The 18,355-nt window shown below is 68.0% G+C and carries 18 protein-coding genes and 1 tRNA gene; 11 read left to right on the forward strand and 8 right to left on the reverse strand.

Features of this window, described 5'->3' with window-relative positions; translation table 11 throughout:
- Positions 1 to 7 precede the first annotated feature (7 nt).
- The 6 genes from VMJ70_14675 to VMJ70_14700 all read left to right on the forward strand — a co-directional run bounded on the left by VMJ70_14675 (position 8) and on the right by VMJ70_14700 (position 5,747).
- Complete coding sequence (locus VMJ70_14675; GenBank protein HTO92373.1) at positions 8 to 934, forward strand: COX15/CtaA family protein; 927 nt, start codon at positions 8 to 10, stop codon at positions 932 to 934.
- Entirely contained in the window at positions 931 to 1,836 is a 906-nt protein-coding gene (locus VMJ70_14680; GenBank protein HTO92374.1) for a heme o synthase, read from the forward strand. Before VMJ70_14675 ends, VMJ70_14680 begins: the two co-directional genes overlap by 4 nt.
- Positions 1,837 to 1,931: 95 nt before the next feature.
- Positions 1,932 to 2,954, forward strand: a complete 1,023-nt coding sequence (gene coxB, locus VMJ70_14685) for a cytochrome c oxidase subunit II (GenBank protein HTO92375.1) — start codon at positions 1,932 to 1,934, stop codon at positions 2,952 to 2,954.
- Positions 2,955 to 2,974: 20 nt separating this feature from the next.
- Positions 2,975 to 4,786: a cytochrome c oxidase subunit I gene (ctaD, locus tag VMJ70_14690; GenBank protein HTO92376.1), complete on the forward strand. Its 1,812-nt coding sequence runs from the start codon at positions 2,975 to 2,977 to the stop codon at positions 4,784 to 4,786.
- Positions 4,787 to 4,818: 32 nt separating this feature from the next.
- Positions 4,819 to 5,412 carry a cytochrome c oxidase subunit 3 gene (locus VMJ70_14695; GenBank protein ID HTO92377.1) on the forward strand — a complete coding sequence of 198 codons (594 nt, stop codon included), beginning with the start codon at positions 4,819 to 4,821 and terminating at the stop codon, positions 5,410 to 5,412.
- A gap of 11 nt (positions 5,413 to 5,423) precedes the next feature.
- Positions 5,424 to 5,747: a cytochrome C oxidase subunit IV family protein gene (locus VMJ70_14700; GenBank protein HTO92378.1), complete on the forward strand. Its 324-nt coding sequence runs from the start codon at positions 5,424 to 5,426 to the stop codon at positions 5,745 to 5,747.
- 74 nt (positions 5,748 to 5,821) lie between these two features.
- Here VMJ70_14700 and VMJ70_14705 read toward each other — a convergent pair.
- Positions 5,822 to 5,898: transfer RNA gene (locus VMJ70_14705), tRNA-Met, on the reverse strand.
- 178 nt (positions 5,899 to 6,076) lie between these two features.
- On the opposite strand from VMJ70_14705, the gene VMJ70_14710 reads away from it, so the two are divergent.
- A complete protein-coding gene (locus VMJ70_14710; GenBank protein HTO92379.1) occupies positions 6,077 to 6,844 on the forward strand; it encodes a hypothetical protein in 768 nt (255 codons plus the stop codon).
- A 130-nt stretch (positions 6,845 to 6,974) separates the two neighbouring features.
- On the opposite strand, the gene VMJ70_14715 is transcribed toward VMJ70_14710, so the two are convergent.
- Together VMJ70_14715 and eno are read right to left on the reverse strand one after the other, a co-directional pair.
- Complete coding sequence (locus VMJ70_14715) at positions 6,975 to 7,340, reverse strand: septum formation initiator family protein (protein HTO92380.1); 366 nt, start codon at positions 7,338 to 7,340, stop codon at positions 6,975 to 6,977.
- 64 nt (positions 7,341 to 7,404) lie between these two features.
- The gene (gene eno, locus VMJ70_14720; GenBank protein ID HTO92381.1) at positions 7,405 to 8,691 is read right to left on the reverse strand and encodes a phosphopyruvate hydratase; all 1,287 of its coding nucleotides are present in this window, start codon (positions 8,689 to 8,691) and stop codon (positions 7,405 to 7,407) included.
- A gap of 126 nt (positions 8,692 to 8,817) precedes the next feature.
- Between eno and VMJ70_14725 the strand changes: the two genes are divergently transcribed.
- From VMJ70_14725 to VMJ70_14740, 4 genes are all read left to right on the forward strand, one after another.
- Positions 8,818 to 9,405 (forward strand): sigma-70 family RNA polymerase sigma factor, encoded by a 588-nt coding sequence (locus VMJ70_14725; protein HTO92382.1) that lies wholly within the window; start codon positions 8,818 to 8,820, stop codon positions 9,403 to 9,405.
- The gene (locus VMJ70_14730) at positions 9,405 to 10,040 is read left to right on the forward strand and encodes a zf-HC2 domain-containing protein (protein ID HTO92383.1); all 636 of its coding nucleotides are present in this window, start codon (positions 9,405 to 9,407) and stop codon (positions 10,038 to 10,040) included. The genes VMJ70_14725 and VMJ70_14730 overlap by 1 nt, the downstream gene beginning before the upstream one ends.
- A 4-nt stretch (positions 10,041 to 10,044) precedes the next feature.
- Positions 10,045 to 11,136: a hypothetical protein gene (locus tag VMJ70_14735; GenBank protein HTO92384.1), complete on the forward strand. Its 1,092-nt coding sequence runs from the start codon at positions 10,045 to 10,047 to the stop codon at positions 11,134 to 11,136.
- 232 nt (positions 11,137 to 11,368) lie between these two features.
- Positions 11,369 to 12,370: a hypothetical protein gene (locus VMJ70_14740; GenBank protein ID HTO92385.1), complete on the forward strand. Its 1,002-nt coding sequence runs from the start codon at positions 11,369 to 11,371 to the stop codon at positions 12,368 to 12,370.
- Between the two features lie 44 nt (positions 12,371 to 12,414).
- Here the strand turns inward: VMJ70_14740 and VMJ70_14745 are convergent, their stop codons facing one another.
- From VMJ70_14745 to rlmN, 5 genes are all read right to left on the reverse strand, one after another.
- The gene (locus VMJ70_14745) at positions 12,415 to 13,113 is read right to left on the reverse strand and encodes a DUF4390 domain-containing protein (protein HTO92386.1); all 699 of its coding nucleotides are present in this window, start codon (positions 13,111 to 13,113) and stop codon (positions 12,415 to 12,417) included.
- Positions 13,114 to 13,122: 9 nt separating this feature from the next.
- Positions 13,123 to 14,460, reverse strand: a complete 1,338-nt coding sequence (locus tag VMJ70_14750) for a BamA/TamA family outer membrane protein (GenBank protein HTO92387.1) — start codon at positions 14,458 to 14,460, stop codon at positions 13,123 to 13,125.
- A gap of 352 nt (positions 14,461 to 14,812) precedes the next feature.
- Positions 14,813 to 16,177 carry a sigma-54 dependent transcriptional regulator gene (locus VMJ70_14755; GenBank protein ID HTO92388.1) on the reverse strand — a complete coding sequence of 455 codons (1,365 nt, stop codon included), beginning with the start codon at positions 16,175 to 16,177 and terminating at the stop codon, positions 14,813 to 14,815.
- A gap of 59 nt (positions 16,178 to 16,236) precedes the next feature.
- Positions 16,237 to 17,730: an ATP-binding protein gene (locus tag VMJ70_14760; protein ID HTO92389.1), complete on the reverse strand. Its 1,494-nt coding sequence runs from the start codon at positions 17,728 to 17,730 to the stop codon at positions 16,237 to 16,239.
- 3 nt (positions 17,731 to 17,733) lie between these two features.
- Positions 17,734 to 18,355 (reverse strand): 23S rRNA (adenine(2503)-C(2))-methyltransferase RlmN (gene rlmN / locus VMJ70_14765; GenBank protein HTO92390.1); only part of this gene is annotated, 622 nt, incomplete at its 5' end.

Below are 18,355 nucleotides of genomic sequence, written 5' to 3' on the forward strand. Positions count from 1 at the left end.
AGGCCAGATGTCGTCCGCGCGCGCGTTCGCCGTAACCTCGCGGCTCGCGCTCCTCACCGCCCTCCTGATGTTCGGGCTCATCGTGATCGGCTCGGTGGTGCGCACCACCGGCTCCGGCCTCGCCTGCCCCGACTGGCCGCTCTGTCAGGGCCGCCTGATCCCGCCCCTCCAGTTCAACGTGCTGATCGAGTGGAGCCACCGCTGCGTCGCGCTGCTGGTGAGCGTGTTGCTGTTCGCCACCTGCGGCTGGGCGCTGGCGCGGCGCGAGGTACGTGCTCGGCTGGGCGGGCTCGCGGCGCTGGCGGTCGTGCTGTTGTTGGCTCAGGTGCTGCTGGGCGCGCTCACGGTGTGGAAGCTGCTGAGCCCGCTCGTGGTGAGCGGGCATCTGGCGGTCGCGCTGCTGTTGTTCTCGACGCTGCTCGCGCTCGCCCTGGCGGCGCAGTCGCGCATCGTCGAGGCCGCGCCCGCGGGTCTCAGTGATCGCCCGCCGGGACTCCTGGCGCTGTTCGCCACCGCTACCGTGATGACCTACGGCCAGGCGCTGCTCGGCGGCCTGGTGAGCACTCAGAACGCCGGGCTCGCCTGCCCGGACTGGCCGACCTGCAACGGCCAATGGCTGCCGCCGCTCGAGGGAGCGGTGGGGCTGCAGATGATGCATCGCTTCGGCGCCTACGCGCTCGCCGCGGTAATGGTGCTGCTGGCGATCCGTGCTCGCCGGGCGCCCGATCCGGTGATCCGGGCCGGCGCTCCAGTGGTGCTCGGGCTGGTATTCGCGCAGATGATCCTGGGAGTCAGCAACGTGCTGCTCGGACTGCCGGTCTGGATTTCCGCGATGCACCTCGCCGACGCCGCGGCGATCCTCGGCCTCATGGTGATGCTCACCTTCCGCGTGGCGTCGATGCCGGCACGCGCGTCTCGAGCCGTGCCCGCGTGACGACCTTCGCCCTGGCGCCGGCCAGCGCGCGGCGAGTGGCGGCCGCCTGGCTCGAGCTCACCAAGCCGCGCATCGTGCTGCTGGTGGTGCTGACCGGCGTTCCCGCGCTGCTGCTCGCGGGCGGCGGCTTCCCGAAGCCGGGCGTGTTCTGGGGCACGCTGATTGGCACCATGCTCGCGGCGGCGTCGGCGGCCAGCTTCAACATGTACTTCGACCGCGACGTGGACGCGCTCATGAAGCGCACCGCGACGCGGCCGCTGCCGGCGGGCCTGCTGCCGCCCTCGGCGGCGCTCGGGCTCGGCTTCGTGCTGGCGGGCTTCTCGTGGGTGACGCTGCTGACGACCACCAACGTCGGCGCCGCGCTGATCGCGCTCGGTTCTATTCTTTACTACGCGGTGTTCTACACGGTCTGGCTCAAGCGACGCACGCCTCAGAACATCGTCATCGGCGGCGGCGCAGGCGCCTCGGCGCCGCTGATCGCGTGGATGGCGGTGACCGGCACAATCACGCTGCCGGCGGTGGTGCTCTCGGCGATCGTATTCCTGTGGACCCCGCCGCATTTCTGGGCGCTGTCGCTCTACCGGCGAGAGGACTACGAGCGCGCCGGCATTCCCATGCTGCCGGTGACGCACGGCGAGACGGAGACGCGCCGCCAGATCCTGATCTACACGCTGGTGCTGGTGCCGGTGACGCTCGCGCTGCAGCCGCTCGGACTGGCGAGCGCGTTCTACACCGCGCCGGCGACGTTGCTCGGTCTGGCGTTCATCGCGCTCGCGATCCGGCTCGCTCGCACGCACGAGGCGAAGCACGCGATGCAGCTATTTCTTTTCTCAATTCTCTACTTATTCGCTCTCTACCTACTTCTTGCGGCCGACGCGCTGATGGCCGCCCTGCGCCACTGAGCCCTTCCCACGCTTCGGGCCCTCGTGGTACTTTGCGCGCCGATTTTTTCGGCAACCGTCTCCGGGCCGTCCCGGTTCACCCTGCGGGAGAGTTGATGCCCCACCGAAAGAACGCGAGGACGAATCGCTGGCTCGGCGCGCTGCTGGTGGGCGCGACCGCGTTGATCGCCGGCTGCAACTCGCGCGACTATCCGCAGACCTCGCTCACGCCTCGCTCCGACTACGCGATGGCGGTGCAGAAGCTGCTCGAGCAGCAGGTGATGTGGGTCACCATCATTTTCATCGTGGTGCTCGGACTGCTGCTGGTGGCGGTGTTCCGCTTCCGCAGCCGCCCGGGTGCGCCCGACCCGACGCCGGTCCACGGCAACACCGCGCTCGAGATCGCCTGGACCATCGCGCCCGCGATCATTCTCGCGCTGGTCGCGGTGCCCACCGTCATGACCATCTTCAAGACTCAGGGCCCGCCGCCGCCCGGCGCCCTCACCGTCAAGGTGGTCGGACACCAGTGGTGGTGGGAGTTCCAATATCCCGAGCAAGGGTTCGTGACCGGCAGCGAAATGCACGTGCCGGTCCACCGCCCGATCCTGGTGCAGCTCGAATCGGCCGACGTCATCCATAGCTTCTGGTTCCCGGCGATGGGCGGAAAGCGCGACGTGGTGCCGGCCCACACCAACACCATGTGGTTCACGCCCGACACACTCGGCGAGTTTCCGGGCCAGTGCGCCGAACTCTGTGGGCTCTCCCACGCCAACATGCACATGAAGCTGTTCGTGGAGACTCCCGAGCAATTCGACGCGTGGGTCGCCCACCAGAAGACGGGCCCCGTCGAGCCCGACTCGACCACGCTGGCGGGTCAGGGGAAGAAGATCTTCCTCGAGAGCGCGTGCGTGAGCTGCCACACCATCAACGGGCTCTCGCAGGGCGTGATCGGACCCAATCTCACGCACTTCGGCAGCCGCACCTCGATTGCCGGCAGCATGTTCACGAACACGCCGGACAATCTGGGCCACTGGATTCAGGCGCCCGACAAGGAGAAGCCCGGCACGCTGATGCTCAACCTGGGCCTGGCGCAGGACCAGATCCTGGCGCTCGAGGCCTACCTCGAGAGCCTGAAGTAGGGGAGGAGCGAAGACCACCCATGGCCACCACCACCGTCACGGCACACGCTCCGGCCGAGGCGCACGCCCCCTCCGGCATCTGGGGCTGGATCACCACCGTCGATCACAAGCGGATCGGCGCGCTCTACGGCATCACCGCCTTCAGTTTCTTTCTGATTGGCGGGCTCGAAGCTCTGGTCATCCGCCTGCAGCTGATGAAGCCCGGGAATCAGCTGGTCAATCCCGACTTCTACAACCAGCTCTTCACCATGCACGCGACCACCATGATCTTCCTCGCCGTGATGCCGCTGTCGGCGAGCTTCTTCAATTTCCTGGTGCCGCTGATGATCGGCGCGCGCGATGTCGCGTTCCCGCGGCTCAATGCCTTCAGCTACTGGGTGTTCCTGTTCGGCGCGCTGTTCCTCAATCTGAGCTTCTTCCTGGGCGGCGCACCCAATGTCGGTTGGTTCGGCTACTCGAACCTGACCTCGAGTCAGTACTCGCCGGGCCACGGCGTGGACTACTGGGCGGTCGGGCTCCAGATCCTCGGCATCGCCTCGCTGGCCGCGGCGTTCAACTTCATCGTGACGATCATCAACCTGCGCGCGCCGGGCATGAAGCTGATGCGCATGCCGCCATTCGTCTGGATGACGCTGGTCACCTCGTTCCTGATCATCCTGGCGTTCCCGGTGATCACGGTGGCGCTGGTGTTCCTGCTGTTCGACCGGTTCATCGGAACCAACTTCTTCATTCCGACCGCCGGAGCCGATCCACTGCTGTGGCAGCACCTCTTCTGGCTGTTCGGGCACCCCGAGGTCTACATCCTGATCCTGCCCGCGATGGGCATCATCTCCGAGGTGTTGCCCACCTTCTCGCGCAAGCCGCTGTTCGGCTATCCGGTGGTGGTGTACTCGGGGATCTTCATCGGGTTCATGGGCTGGGGCGTCTGGAGCCACCACATGTTCGCGGTGGGCCTGGGGCCGATGGCCGACTCGTTCTTCGCGCTCACCACCATGTTGATCGCCATCCCAACGGGCGTGAAGATCTTCAACTGGATCGGCACGCTCTGGGGCGGGAAGCTCGATCTCAAGACCGCCATGCTGTTCGCGATCGGTTTCATCGTCACCTTCACGATGGGCGGCCTGTCGGGATTCATGCACGCGTCGCCGCCCGCCGACCTGCAGCAGACCGACACGTACTTCGTCGTGGCCCACATCCATTACGTGCTGTTCGGCGGCGCGATCATGGGCATCTTCGCCGGCATTTATTACTGGTATCCCAAGATGACCGGCCGGCGCATGAACGAGACGCTGGGCAAGTGGCACTTCTGGACGCAGATGATCGCGATGAACGTGACGTTCTTCCCGATGCACTTCGTCGGCCTGCTCGGCATGCCGCGCCGCGTCTACACCTACGCGCCCAACATGGGATTCGACGGTTACAACCTGCTCTCGACGATCGGCGCGCTGGCGCTGGCGCCCTCGATCCTGATCTTCATCTGGAACTTCCTGAGCAGTCTCAAGAACGGTGAACCGGCCGGCAACGATCCCTGGGGAGGCGCCTCGCTCGAGTGGGCGATCCCGTCGCCGCCGCCCGCCTACAACTTCGGCAGCGTGCCGGTCGTGCACAGCCTCGATCCGCTGTGGCACAAGGAGAGCCGCGAGGCGGCGCTCCGCAGCAACGAGGTGCACGGCCACATTCACATGCCGCCGAACTCGTTCTGGCCGATCGTCAGCGCCTTCGGGATGGGCTTCCTGATGGCCGGCATGGTCTGGGGTTGGGCGTTCGGCATTCCCGGGCTGGTGATCATGCTGGTGGGCTTGTATTCCTGGGCGTTCGAGCCCTGCACCTGAGCCGCACCGACGCGGAACGGAAGGAGACGCATTTGGCAGTCGCCGCTCACGCTCCCGAGGCGCACCCGACGTCCACCGGCCTGAACAGCCGGAAAATGCTGTTCTGGGCGTTCCTCGGCTCGGAATGCATGTTCTTCGGCTCGCTGATCGCCACCTATCTGGTGTACCGCGGACGCGATCAGGTCGGGCCGCACCCCCACGAGATCTTCAACATTCCCTTCACGTCGTTCAGCGCCTTCGTGCTGCTGATGAGCAGTCTCACCATGGTGCTCGCGTTGGCCGCCGTCCAGCGCGGGAATCCGCGCGGCACCAGGATCTGGCTGGCCGCCACTGCCCTGCTCGGCATGACCTTCGTGGCTGGCCAGTGCTTCGAGTTCACCGAGTTCTTCTTCAAGGGCCTGAAGCTCCAGACCAATCTCTTCGGCTGCACGTTCTTCGTGCTCACCGGCTTCCACGGCACGCACGTGACGGTCGGAGTGATCTGGCTGTGGACGCTGTTCATGATGGCGGTGAAGGGCAAGCTCGGTCAGGAACGCTCGCTCGACGTGGAAATCGCCGGACTCTACTGGCACTTCGTCGACGTGGTGTGGATCGCGATCTTCACGCTCGTCTACCTGATTCAGTAGGAGAGGCACGCATGTCCGATCACGAAGGCTCGCCGGCGCACGACGCTCCTCACCCGGTGGAGCATGCCCATCCGGGAGCGCGCGAGTACCTGGGCATCGCCGCGATCCTGACCGTGATCACGGCGATCGAGGTGGCGGTGTTCTACATCCCGGCCATGAGGCCGGTGATGGTGCCGGTGCTGTTGTCGCTTTCGGCGCTCAAGTTCGGCCTGGTGGCGATGTGGTACATGCATCTCAAGTTCGACAATCGGCTGTTCACCTGGCTGTTCCTGACCGGCATGGTGGTCGCAATCTTCGTGATTCTCGCCCTGCTCAAGCTCTTCGGACACTGGTAGGCGGGCGGCGAGCCGCGAAAGCTCGAAAAACGCATCGAGCCCCGGAAGCGCGCGGCGCCTCCGGGGCTCCAAATTGGTAGCGGGGGCTGGATTTGAACCAGCGACCTTCGGGTTATGAGCCCGACGAGCTACCAGGCTGCTCCACCCCGCATCAGTGGCGCGCACTCTAGTGACGGCTCGCGCGCGCTGTCAAGTGCTCGGCCCGCGGCTCGCGAGTCGCCGTGCGGTTCCGGTTGCGTGAGGCGCGAACCGTCGTTATTCTGCCCGCTTCCAACCGGGATGAGCGGAACATCGGACCAGGAAACCACCCCGATCGCGGGAGGAGTTCATTGATTCGCCGCCACACTGGCGCGGCCCTGGCCCTGGCCGCCATCCTTGGAACCCTCATTCCCGTCTCCACAGCCCACGCCGCGGCCATCATCCACCGCTTCAACCTCGAGCTCGGCGGCGGATTCACGACGGTCCAGGCCGACAACTTCAACAAGCAGCTCGACTACACCAACCTGTTCCTCGAGGCGCGCGGCAACCAGGGCCTCGATCACATCACCTATTCGTTCGTCTACGACATCGGCCTCCGGTTCTTCGTGAAGCCGAGTTTCGCGCTTCGCGCCGGGGTCGGCCAGCTGCGGAACCAGACCGAGCAGGAGTACCTGCCGGCAATCCATCAGGACATCCACATCCGCGCCGAGATCCTGTCGGTGCCGATCTTCGTGGGTGGCGACTACTATTTCGCCCCCTACAACCAGGGTGACTTCCAGGCGCGCGCGTTCCTCGGCGGTGGACTCTTGAGCCAGGTCACCAATCGCGTGACCTACCAGTCCTTCGAGAGCGGAACCGACAACACCACGACGATCTTCGGCACGTTCGTCACCAACGCGCAGCGCGACTCTCCGGGCTGGTACGCGGAATTCGGCGTGCACATGTTCTTTGCGCTGCGTTACTCGGTCGTCTTGAACGGTTTCTACCGCAGCTCACGGATGAACGCGCTCTATTACTCCGCCAGCAAGCAACCGTTCCTGAATCCGAGCGACGGCAAACCCTTCGACCTGGATCTCACCGGGATGGGCGCGCGCGGCGCCCTGTGCATCGGCTTCTGAGTCGCAGCGAATCAGGCGATCGCCGCGTCGAACGGATCGAGCCGCGCCGCGAAGTATCCTGGCGGACGCCTCTCGCTCGCCTCGATCCATCCGCCTGGTTCTCGGCTGATTCTCCGCGACTCGGCCTCGACTAGCGCTCCGCCGAGTCGGTCTTCGCGACGCTGCGAATGCGGTAGATGATTTCGCCGGGCCGCGCCATGCCGGTACGCTCGCGCAATACGCGCTCGGCCTGCTCGCGGCTGGTCTCGGGGTTGTCGAGCTGCGACTCGAGCCGCGCCACCGATTCCTGCGTGCGGCGGAGATCCGACTCGGCGCGGACGTTGTCGCGTGAGAGGCGCCAGATGCGCCACAGACTGTGATCGCTCAGGAGTCCGATCCACACCATCCACAATGCGAGCGCGATCCAGCCCCAGCGGAGCTTGCGGCGAATGGGATCATCGGGCGGTGCGTAACGTGAGAGCCGGTAGCGGCGGAGCCGCGTGCCGATGTCCTGCATGACGTCCCTGTCCTCCCGGACCTCGCGCCACCGCCATCCTGGCGGCGTTCATGAAGAGGTCCGACTACTTCGTCACCCGAAAGGCCGCGCCTCCTGGATATCGCGCGCCCGCACCGAGTTCGTCCTCGATGCGCAGGAGCTGATTGTACTTCGCCACCCGGTCGGAGCGGGAGAGCGAACCGGTCTTGATCTGGCCGGCGTTGGTGCCGACCGCGAGGTCGGCGATGGTGACGTCCTCGGTCTCGCCCGAGCGGTGCGAGATCACCGCAGTATAGCCGGCCCGGTGCGCCATGCTCACCGCCGCCAGGCTCTCCGAGAGCGAGCCGATCTGATTCACCTTGACCAGGATCGAATTGGCGATGCCTTCGCGAATCCCGCGACCGAGGCGCTCGACATTGGTCACGAACAGATCGTCCCCCACCAGCTGCACGCGGCCGCCCATCCGATCGGTCAGCGCCTTCCAGCCCGACCAATCGTCTTCGGCGAGCCCGTCCTCGATGCTCACGATCGGGTAGCGCTCGCAGAGCCCGGCGTAGAACTCGACCATCTCGAGGCTCGAGAGCTTGCGCCCGCCCTCGCCGGCGAGCACGTACTTCTGATCGCGATAGAATTCGCTCGACGCCGGATCGAGCGCCAGCGCCACCTGCGTTCCGGGCTGATAGCCGGCCGCGGCGATGGCCTCGATCAGCGCCTTCAGCGCCTCTTCGTTGGATCCGAGATTGGGGGCGAAGCCGCCTTCGTCGCCCACCGAGGTCGAGAGCTTGCGCTTCTTGAGCACGCCGGCGAGCGCGTGGAACACCTCGGCGCCCCAGCGCAGCGCTTCGCGGAACGACGGCGCGCCCAGCGGAACGATCATGAACTCCTGGAAGTCCACGTTGTTGTCGGCGTGCTTGCCGCCGTTCAGCACGTTCATGAGCGGCACCGGCAGCGTCGCGGCATCCACGCCGCCCAGGTACCGATAGAGCGGGAGCTCGAGCGCGGCCGCCGCGGCCTTGGCCACCGCCAGCGAGACTCCGAGGATCGCGTTCGCGCCGAGCCGGCTCTTGGTGGGTGTCCCGTCGAGTTCGATCATCGTCCGATCGACGCCGAGCTGATCCAGGGCGTCCCTGCCGAGCAGGCGCGGGGCCAGGCTCTCGGTGACGTTGCGGGCGGCCTTGAGCACGCCCTTTCCGCCGTAGCGCCGTCCGTCCCCGTCGCGAAGCTCGAGCGCCTCGTGCTCGCCGGTCGAAGCCCCCGAGGGCACCGCGGCGCGACCGAACGCGCCGCCGGACAGACGGCATTCGACCTCGAGGGTCGGATTGCCGCGCGAATCGAGGATTTCGCGAGCCTTGAGTTCGGCAATGGACATCATGGCCGCGGCAGGCTACGGGGGGCGTCCCGGCGCGTCAAGCCCATTTGGCGCAGGGTCTTGACCCATTCGTGAAGGCCTCCCTATCGTGCCCGTCCATGCAACCTTCCCCCCTGGCCGACCGTAGAGGTGGCTGAAGGCTCCGGCGTGGATCAGGACGATTCAGGAATCGTTCAACGGTGTCTGGCTGGAGACGAGCGGGCGTACCGCGAGCTGGTCGAGCACTATCAGAAACCTGTCTACACGGTGGCGTTCCGGATGCTGCGAAGCGCCGAGGACGCCGAGGACATCACGCAGGAAACTTTCGTGCGTGTGTTCCGGGCGCTCGACCGATACGATCCGTCCCGCTCCTTCGAAGCCTGGTTGTTCACGATCACCACGCGGCTCTGCATCGACCTGCTTCGCCGGCGCAAGGTGCGGCCGGTCTCACTGGTCCGCCGGGACGCGGAAACCGATGAAGAGCAATCCGTCGATGTCGAGGATCCGGGCCTCAAGCCCGACGAGCTGACTTCACACGCCGAAGAGGAACGACGCACCAGGACTCTGATCGATTCGCTGCCTCCACACTATCGAATCGTCGTCGTGCTGCGACACCAGCAGGACATGTCCTATGAAGAAATCGCGGAAGCGCTCCACCTGCCCCTCGGAACCGTCAAGGCAAGAATTCACCGCGCTCGCGCCCTGCTCAAGGATCGGCTCCAAGAAGGATCATCGTGATGCGCTGCCCTGAATCCGTTCGCCTCCAGCCATTTCTCGACGGCGAGCTCTCCCCGGTCGAAGCCGGCGAATTGCGCGTTCACGTGCAGGGCTGTGCGCCGTGCATGGCCGAGCTGGCGCTCTATCAACGGCTGTTCGCGATGCTCGCCTCGCTGGCGCTGCTGAGCCCGCGCCCGGCGCTCACCGAGCGCATTCTCGATCGCGTGCTCCCGTCGCGCATCCGCCGGCGCTGGATGCGGGCGCTGGGTTGGGGATATGGCCTGGCCACCGCCGGATCGGTGGCGGGAGTCGCGTTGCTGGTGCTGCTGCCGACCTCGCGCGCGATCCTCACGCTGCTCGCCGCCGCCGCCTCCCATCGGCTCGCCGAGGCGGCGGTCTTCGTTCTCGACGCGATCGCATTCGGCGCCGTCCAGCTGGCGAGCGGCTGGGGCATCGTAGACGGCCTGTTCGGCCGGATCGCGCCGGTGGTGCGGGCGCTGGGGACGCTGTTCGCGCGTCCGGGCGTGGACGTCGTGCTGCTGACGGCGACGCTGGCCTCGGGACTGCTGCTGTGGTGGCTGAGGCCGCGCGAGCTGCGCGCAAACCGCGCGGGCCGGGACCGGGGAGTCGGGCATGTGGGCCTGCTGGGATTCTGATCCCGTGAGCTCGCGATTCTTGGGCGTTCGGCTCGGGGGTCTCGCAATCGCGGTGCTGATGCTGCTCGCGCCGGTCGCGCGGGCGACTTCGGTCACCACCGTCGATCACGGGACTCGCGTTTCGATCGACGCGGGAAAGGGCAGCGTCACCGTCGAGCCGGCCGATTCGCTCGGCGCGTCGCGCCGGGTGGTGGTGGTGGGCCCGCACGTCATGGTGGACGACGATGGCGCGCTGGTGCGGGTGTTCTCGGACGTGGCGGTGCCCGAGGGCCAGCGCGTGGACGGCGACGTGGTGACGATCTTCGGCTCGTCGCGCATCGACGGCCACGTGACCGGCAACACGGTTTCGGTGTGCGGCTCGGTGCGGCTCGGCCCCCACGCAATCGTGGACGGCGACATGGTGGCGATCCTCGGCGTCATCGACCGCGCCGAAGGGGCCACCGTCGGAGGAGAGAGCGTCGATATCGGCGTGCTGCCGCCGATTCCGGGGATTCCCGCGCTGCCTTCGATTCTGCTGATGGTCGCCATTCTATGGCTGGCGTCGTTGTTCGGTGGCTGGCTCGTGTCGCTGGTGATTCCGGGGCGTTTGCTCCGCATCACCGCCACCGCGTCGCGCCGGACCGCGGCCTCGCTGCTGCTCGGTCTCGCTTCGCTGCCGCTCGCCCTCATCACCATGGCGCTTCTCTGCATCACGGTGATCGGAATACCGGTTGCCGCTCTGCTTCCCTTCGCCTTCATCATCATGGTCTGGATCGGTCAATACGCCGGGATCTACGGCCTCGGACTCAAGCTCCTGCGCCGCCGACTCGGCGAGGGCGCGATGATGATGGCGCTGCTGGTGGGCACGCTGTTCGTGAGCCTGTTCTTCGTGGCCGGCGCGCTGCTGGCCGGGCCGCCGGGGGTTTCGCGCACCCTCGCGTTGTTCCTGGTGTGCGTGGGCAGCCTGTTCGGAATCGCGCTCTCGATCATCGGGACCGGAGCGGTGATCCTCTCCAAGTTCGGCGTCACGCCGGTGGAGGTCGTGCTCCCGGCCGAATCCGTCGCGCCCGCGGTCGCGGCTCCGCCCGCGAGCGCGGCGCCCCCGCTCGGAGCCTGATACTCGCTCCGGATCGGTTGGGGAATTCGCCCCAGGCGTGCCGGTGTGCCGGGGGGCAGCCACCCATTTCCCGAGCGCCGAGCGGCGTCCGAGGGGCCCGGCCCCCCCGCGAGGGGCCCGAGCCCCCCAGCTAACTCATTGAAAACATGGCGCTTTTGCCGCATGTTCCCGGGACCGCGACGGATGCCGGGCCAGACGGCCCATGGCACGTCCGTCGCGTTGCAGAATGGGCATGAGGACGCGCCCTCACCATCCGATCCTGATCGCGGCAATCGCGATGACCGGCCTGGTTCCGGGCTCGCTGGCACTGGCCAACGAGGTCGCCGGCTCGGCGCATGTCAACGGCATCCAGATCCATGACGCCACGGAGACGCTCGAGCAGTTCTGCGCCACCGACGCGAACGGGGTCCTGTGGCTGCAAGTCCCGGGCGGCGGACGATTCGAGTTGATCCGCTCGACTTCCGATCCCGCGGTCAGCAATCCCGGCGACGGTGCGTTCCATCCGTTCGACGCCGGCGAGGTTCGCGAGGCGCTCGCCGAGATCCGCTTCCCGCTCGACGGCCTCGACGCCGACATCTTCATCCTGCCCTACCCGCGACGCGCCGAGCTGAGCTCGGCGGCCGGCCCGGGTCTGATCCTGCTCTCGCCGGGCGTCACGCCGCTGTCGCGCGAGCACCAGCACGCCGAGCTGGCGCACGAGCTGGGGCACGTCGTCCAGTACCAGTGGTTCCCGGATTCGGATCCGCGCTGGAGCCAGTACCGCGAGGACCGCGGCATCGAGAACGTCGCTCTGTTCAACGCCGGTGCGCCGCATGCCGATCGCCCGCACGAGATCTTCGCCGAGGATTTCCGTTCGTTGTTCGGCGGTTCGCTCGCCAATTATTCGGGTTCGATCGAGAACGCACAGCTCGAAGCACCGGCCGCGGTGAGCGGCCTCCCCGGGTTCTTCCTGTCGCTGACCACCGATGATCCGGCGCACGGACTCCGCGTGATCGGGGCCAATCCCGCGCGTGGCGCGGTCCAGTTGTCGATGGCCGGGAGCGCTCCCGCGCCGCTCGACTTGTTCGACGTCAGCGGACGCCGGCTCGCCTCGCTGATGCCCCTGAGCCTCGGCAACGAGGTGCAGTGGAGCTGGAATGGGACCGATCAGCGTGGACGGGCGGTGGGTCCGTGCCTGGTGCTGGCCCGCGTGCGTGGCTCCGCCGCCACCCAGCGCTTCGCCTGGCTGCGCTGAACGGGGCGCGCGCGAGCAACCCTGCGCCCGCGAGCGAGCGCCGTCTAGTGGTCGCCTTGCAGCTCCGGCAGCGTGAAGTCCTCGGTGATCGCCCGCACCCGATCGTCGCCGAATCCCGCCAGGTTGCGCACCGCATCGAACAGCGACGCCGGCACCTGCGTGATCAATCCGAAACCCGAGTGCCGCTGAGTCTCGACCTCGCCGGAAAGCCAGCTCTCCACCTCGGCGACGTCCTCCACCGACAGCGGCTTGAGCGTCGCCGTCACCACCACGAAGTGCCGGCCGCCCGAACCATCCTCGTGCAGTCGGCCGACCGGCAGCGCCAGCGGCTGCGCCAGCGCCGTGGACAATGAATCGAGCGTCCCCATCGAGATCGGCGCGGCCCCGCGCCGCTCGATGAAGAACGAGTGGCTCGACACATCGAAGCGGATACGCAGCTCGGCGTCGAAATTGTCCTCGACGCGCGCGAACCACATCGTGCGCCGGCGCCAGAGCTCGGAGTGCAGTTGGAGCGTGGCGGGCATGCCGCGCAGCAGGCTTTCCTGAACGCGCGACGAGAAGGGGTTCGAGATGCGCACGTCCACCCACACCGTGTCGCTGCGAATCCGCGGGGCGTCGACCGCCAGATCGAGCGCCAGCGAGGGCCCGGCATCGAGCGCGGCGAGCAGGAGCGGCGCGATCGCCACGAGCAGGCGCGGCGGGGAGCGGCGTCGGGGCGCGGTCGGGGAGGGGAGCGCGGACATCGGTTGCCGCTAGAAGGGTCTCTGCAGTCGAAAGCTGGTCACGAACGGAGATCCCGATTCCTGCAGGTTCTTGGCGAAGTAGACGCGCAGGCCGTCCTCGGCGGTGGCGAAACCGATCCCGCCGTCCACCGCCACATGCTGGCGCGAGAGGTCCCAGGCGTGATCCGAGTTCTGCCAGGCGCGTCCCAGGTCGAGGAAGCCGATGGCGTGGAGGCCGCCGGTCATCCAGCCGGAACGCACGTGCCACAGGCCGACGTCGTACTCGGCCTGCGCCATCGCCATCTGATTGCCGCGGTACTGCGAGAAGGAATGGGCGCGTAATCCGTCCACACCCCCGGCGGTGAACTCGGACTGGCGCGGCAGCGTGCCTGAGGGCGTGGTGCCGAAGACACCGCGCAGGTTGAGCGTGGTGGCGGGAGAGAGCCGGAGCACGCTGCGAACGTCGGCGAGTACGCGCGTATAGGTGAAGTCGCCGCCGAGTCCGCCTCCCGCGTCGGCCAGCTCGATCCAGTGGTAGAGCCCGGCACGCGTCCGGTACGAATTCCGCGCCAGCCGTTCGAGCCGGATCAGCATCGCGTGCTGAGTGCCATCGTCGATCGGCGGGTTGTCGCGCAGCTCCTTGTCGCGCGCGAACATCGAATAGACGCTGGGCTGCTTCTCGAGCGATCGGTACTCGTCGCTGCGCCAGTGGAGACTGACCGTCGAGAAATCGGGCACGCGCCACGACAGGTAGACGCCGTAGCCTTCGCGCTCAAAGTAGTCGCGATAGTCCTGGCGGCCGAGCAGCAGCGCCAGCGTGTTCTCGAGATTGTCGACCTGCTGCAGCTCGCTGTGGTCGGTGCGCCGCGTGATCGAGGCGCCCAACGCCAATCGTCCCGGCGGCAGCAACGGCTGCTCGAGCTGGACGCCGTACAGCGCGCGATCGCGCGAGAACGCGTACTCGTACATCGCGCCCAACCGCGGCGCCATGGTGTAAGGGCGCTGAAGCTCCACCGACAGCCCGGCGCGCACTTCGTCCACGCGGTTGTAGTCGAAGCGCAGCTTCATGCGCTCGGCGCGCGAGCGCTCGTCGCGCCATTGCTCGGGGGCGGTGAGGAGATTGTCGCCGAACGGAGCGCGGAGCCACACGTTGCTGCTGGTGAGCTCGACCGGCACCATCTCGAAGCGAAGCGGTTGGTCGGCGGGGCCGATCGGCGGAGCGCGGAGCGAGTCGTAGGCCGCGGCCGGCGCGGGCGAAGCCGGTGGCCCCGCCTCGAACGCGCGATCCACCCGCGGAGGCGCGGATGCCGGCAGCGCGGACGCTGGCGAGCCGAGGGTCAGGGCCGCCAGCGCGACGAGCAGGGACACGCGTGCCTCCTCAGGCAATTGGGTTGTGCGGCGAAGAATGTTGCTGGCCTCCCGCGGACCGGAATTCGGAGAAACCGGATCGAATTTTCAAGGAGTTAGCGGCCCGATTCCCCCCATCAACAATCTGCGCCTCACAACCAGGGAGATGCAGGCGCAAGTTGGGACCACGGGTCCAATTAGGCAAGCCGCATTCCGGCCGCTCGCTGCGCCGGTCGCGCGGCGCCGGCAGTCCGGGCCTGTCGCGGTCGTGCCACGCGCTGTCGTGGGCGGGCCGCGGCCGGGCTCCGTCTGGAGACGCCCCGCGAGCACGCGCGATTCCGCGCCGGCCCTCCGGGGCGCTCCGAAGCGGAGCCTAGCGCCTTTGAATGCCGTATTTCCGAAGCTTGCGGTGGAGGTTGGTGCGGTCGATGCCGAGCGCGGTCGCGGCCTGCGTGACGTTGCCGCCGGCCGCCTCGAGCGCCTTCCGCACCGCCTCGGCCTCGCGGCGCTCGATCTCGCCGCGCAGCCCCACCGCTTCGTCGGCGCCCGGAGTACTCTCCAGCCACACCACCAGCGCCTCGGGCTCGATCACGTCGGGCTCGACCAGGATCGCGGCGCGCTCCATGAGATTGCGAAGCTCGCGGACGTTGCCGGGCCACGAATAGTTCTCGAGCAGCTGGAGACTCGCGGGGGAGAGCGTCTTCACGCGCCGTCCCTCGGCGACGCAGAACCGCTCGAGGAAATGACGCGCGAGCAGCCCCACGTCGCCGGGGCGCTCGCGGAGCGCCGGCACGCGAATCGGCAGCACGTTCAGACGGAAGTAGAGATCCTGCCGAAACTCGCCGCTCTCGATCGCACTGGAGAGATCGCGATTGGTCGCCGAGATCACCCGCACGTCGCAGCGCACGGGGCGCGTGCCGCCGACGTGCTCGATCTCGCCGCTCTCGATCGCCCGCAACAGCTTGGCCTGCGCCTCGGCCGACAGCTCGCCGATCTCGTCGAGGAACAGGCTTCCGCCGTCGGCCTGCTCGAAGCGTCCCTTCTTGCTCTGCATGGCCCCGGTGAACGCGCCCTTTTCGTAGCCGAACAGTTCGCTCTCCACCAGGTCCTTCGGGATCGCGGCGCAGTTGATCTTGACCAGCGGCCCGCCCGCGCGCTTCGAGAGCGCGTGGATGGCCGCCGCCACCAGCTCCTTGCCCGAGCCGTTCTCGCCGTGGATCAGCACGCGCGCCTGCGACGGCGCGATCTTGCGGATGCTCTCGATCAGCGCGCGAATCGCGGGACTCTCGCCGAGGATGCGGAGTTCGCCGCCCGCCTCGGCATCGCGGGGCGGAGCCACCGAGCGCCTCACCCTGCTCACGCGCGAGGCGGTCTCGAGGGCGCGATAGAGATGCTCGTGTTTCTCCTCACCCACCACCGGTTTCTCGATGAAGTCGACCGCGCCGCGAAGGATCGCGGTCGCGCCGTCGGAGGCGGTCGCGTCTCCCGACAGCATGACCACCCCGGTCTCGGGCGCGCGCTCGCGGAACAGCGTGAGCGCGTCGAGCCCCGACATGCCGTCGAGGCGGATGTCGAGCAGGATGGAGTCGAAGCGCCGCTCTTCGATCAGCTCGAGCGCCTGCTCGGCGCTCGAGGCCTCGGTCACGCGAAATCCCTGGCGCTCGAGCGCGGGGCGCAGCGCTTCGCGAATGCGTTCGTCGTCGTCCACGAACAGAAGGTCCCGCCGATCGTCGGCCATCGAGTCCCCGCCCTCCCTGTCGTGACGGCGTCGCGCGTGCTGCGAGTCTCGAGCCGCGCTCAGCCCGCCAGCGGCAGCATCACGCGCGCACGGGCGCCACCGCCCTCGCGATCCTCGAGCGCGATCCGCCCGCCATGCTCCTGCACGATCGCGCGCACCAGCGCGAGCCCAAGTCCACTGCCGCGCCGCTTGGTGCTCACGAACGGCTCGAACAATCGGCCGCGCAGTCCGGCGGGCAAACCGGGCCCGCGGTCGAGCACCTCCACCATCGCCTCCCCGTTCTCGGGACCGACTCGCACCTCGACCGGCGAGCCCGGCGGACTCGCTTCGCGTGCGTTGAGCACCAGATTGTCGAGCGCCCGGGAGATGAGCATGCGATCCGCCCGGACCGCAAGCGGCCCGGTTCCGGTGACCGAGGCGCTCGCGCCCCGACCTTCGGCGACGCTGCAGGCCAGCGCGGCCAGATCGACATCCTCGAGCTTCGGCTTCGGCAGCCGCGCGTACTGAGAGAACTGCTGCGCCAGCCGGGCGAGGTCTTCGAGGCTGCGCTCCATCGCCGCGAACTCCTCGCGCCGCGCGTCGGCCTCCGCCGCCGGTCCGGAAGCCAGCGAATGCCGCAGGGTCTCGAGGCGCGCGCCGAGCGGCGTGAGCATGCCCTTGATCTCGTGCGCCACGTATTGCGCGACCTCGCGCCACGCCGCCTCGCGCTCGGCGTGCTGCAGCGCCTCGCGCGCGTCCGCGAGCCGCTCAGCCATGGTGTTGAACGACTCGCCGAGCAGGCGCAGCTCGCGCGCCCCCGAGGGCGAGACCCGCACGCTCAGATCGTCCGCCGCAATGCGCTCGAGGGCCGCTGACAGCTCGCCGATCGGGCGCGACATCTCGCGCGCCAGTGCGGATGACAGCACCAGCGCCACGATCACCAGCGCAAGCCCGAGCCCCGCGACCAACAGCCACGTGTACTTGCGCTGGAGCGCCACCACCACGCCGAGCTGCTGGTAGTGCGCGGCGCCCTCGGCGACCGCCTCGCCCTGTTTGAAGAAATCCGGCGCCATCCACCACCCGAGCGCGATCGCGACGTCGGAGCCGGCGGGCGCCGCGGCGGCGAGCGCTCCCTGCTCGCCGTGGATCACGTCGGGCAGCACCAGCGATTCCGGCATCACCGCAGAGAAGTCCGGACGCGCCACGTCGACGATCCCGGGCGGAACGATCTGCTCGTCGAGCCGCCACGCGTTCGCGCTGCGCCGGTAGACCTGCATGAAATCGAATCCCGAGCGGGCAACGCGCTCGCGCAGGCCGGCCCGCTGGAGGCCGGCGGGGCCGGCCGCGTTCCATTCGGCCGCCCACGCGTCGGCCTGGGAGATCGCGACCGCGTCGAGGCGCGCGAGCGTCGCCTTCGAAACCTCGACGCCGGAATCCAGCGCCCGGCTCACGCCCGGGCGCACCCAGTGCTCGGTCGCCCGCCCGAGCTGATCGAGCGTGAACGCCGTGAACACCGCGGTGGGAATCAGCGCCAGCGCGAGGAGCGCGATCAGCAGCCGGGCGCGAAGAGTCACCGATCAGGCCCTGGGACTCAGTCCCCCGAGCTGACCGCAGGCGGCCCAGATCTCTCCACCCAATGTGTTGCGAATCATGACCGCCGGCGCGCGCGGATAGAGGCGGCGCGCGAATCGTTCGACCGATTCGGGGCTCGGGCGCTGATAGATCAGACCCGGCACCGGATTGTAGGGGATCAAATTCACCTTGCTCGGCAGATCGCGGGCGATCGCACTCAGGCGATCGGCATCCTCGTCTCGATCGTTGATCCCGGCGATCAACGTGTACTCGAGCGTGACGCGCCGCCCGGTCCCGAGGCCGTACTCGCGCGCGGCGGCCAGCAGCTCCGCCAGCGGCCAACGCCGATTGACCGGCACCAGCTGATTGCGCAGCTCGTCGGTCGTGGCGTGCAGCGACACGGCGAGGCCGAGGCGCAGGCCCTCTTCGGCGAGCGAGCGGATCTGCGGCACCAGCCCGCTGGTCGAGACCGTGATGCGCCGCGCCCCGAGATTCATGCCGAGCGGATCGTGGAGGATGCGGATCGCCTCCATCACCGGCGCGTAGTTGGCGAGCGGCTCGCCCATCCCCATGAAGACCAGGTTGAACCGGTCGTCCTCCCAGCCGTGGAAATCCCCCATCACCAGC

The sequence above is a fragment of the Candidatus Sulfotelmatobacter sp. genome, assembly GCA_035498555.1.
In the GTDB taxonomy this organism is placed as follows: Bacteria; Eisenbacteria; RBG-16-71-46; order RBG-16-71-46; family RBG-16-71-46; genus DATKAB01.

What these genes read in the sequence shown, in the direction of transcription:
- VMJ70_14675 (HTO92373.1), top strand. Translation starts at nt 8, where the DNA reads ATGTCGTCCGCGCGCGCGTTCGCCGTAACCTCGCGGCTCGCGCTCCTC.
- coxB (HTO92375.1), top strand. Translation starts at nt 1,932, where the DNA reads ATGCCCCACCGAAAGAACGCGAGGACGAATCGCTGGCTCGGCGCGCTG.
- ctaD (HTO92376.1), top strand. Translation starts at nt 2,975, where the DNA reads ATGGCCACCACCACCGTCACGGCACACGCTCCGGCCGAGGCGCACGCC.
- VMJ70_14700 (HTO92378.1), top strand. Translation starts at nt 5,424, where the DNA reads ATGTCCGATCACGAAGGCTCGCCGGCGCACGACGCTCCTCACCCGGTG.
- VMJ70_14715 (HTO92380.1), bottom strand. Translation starts at nt 7,340, where the DNA reads ATGCAGGACATCGGCACGCGGCTCCGCCGCTACCGGCTCTCACGTTAC.
- eno (HTO92381.1), bottom strand. Translation starts at nt 8,691, where the DNA reads ATGATGTCCATTGCCGAACTCAAGGCTCGCGAAATCCTCGATTCGCGC.
- VMJ70_14730 (HTO92383.1), top strand. Translation starts at nt 9,405, where the DNA reads ATGCGCTGCCCTGAATCCGTTCGCCTCCAGCCATTTCTCGACGGCGAG.
- VMJ70_14740 (HTO92385.1), top strand. Translation starts at nt 11,369, where the DNA reads ATGAGGACGCGCCCTCACCATCCGATCCTGATCGCGGCAATCGCGATG.
- VMJ70_14745 (HTO92386.1), bottom strand. Translation starts at nt 13,113, where the DNA reads ATGTCCGCGCTCCCCTCCCCGACCGCGCCCCGACGCCGCTCCCCGCCG.
- VMJ70_14755 (HTO92388.1), bottom strand. Translation starts at nt 16,177, where the DNA reads ATGGCCGACGATCGGCGGGACCTTCTGTTCGTGGACGACGACGAACGC.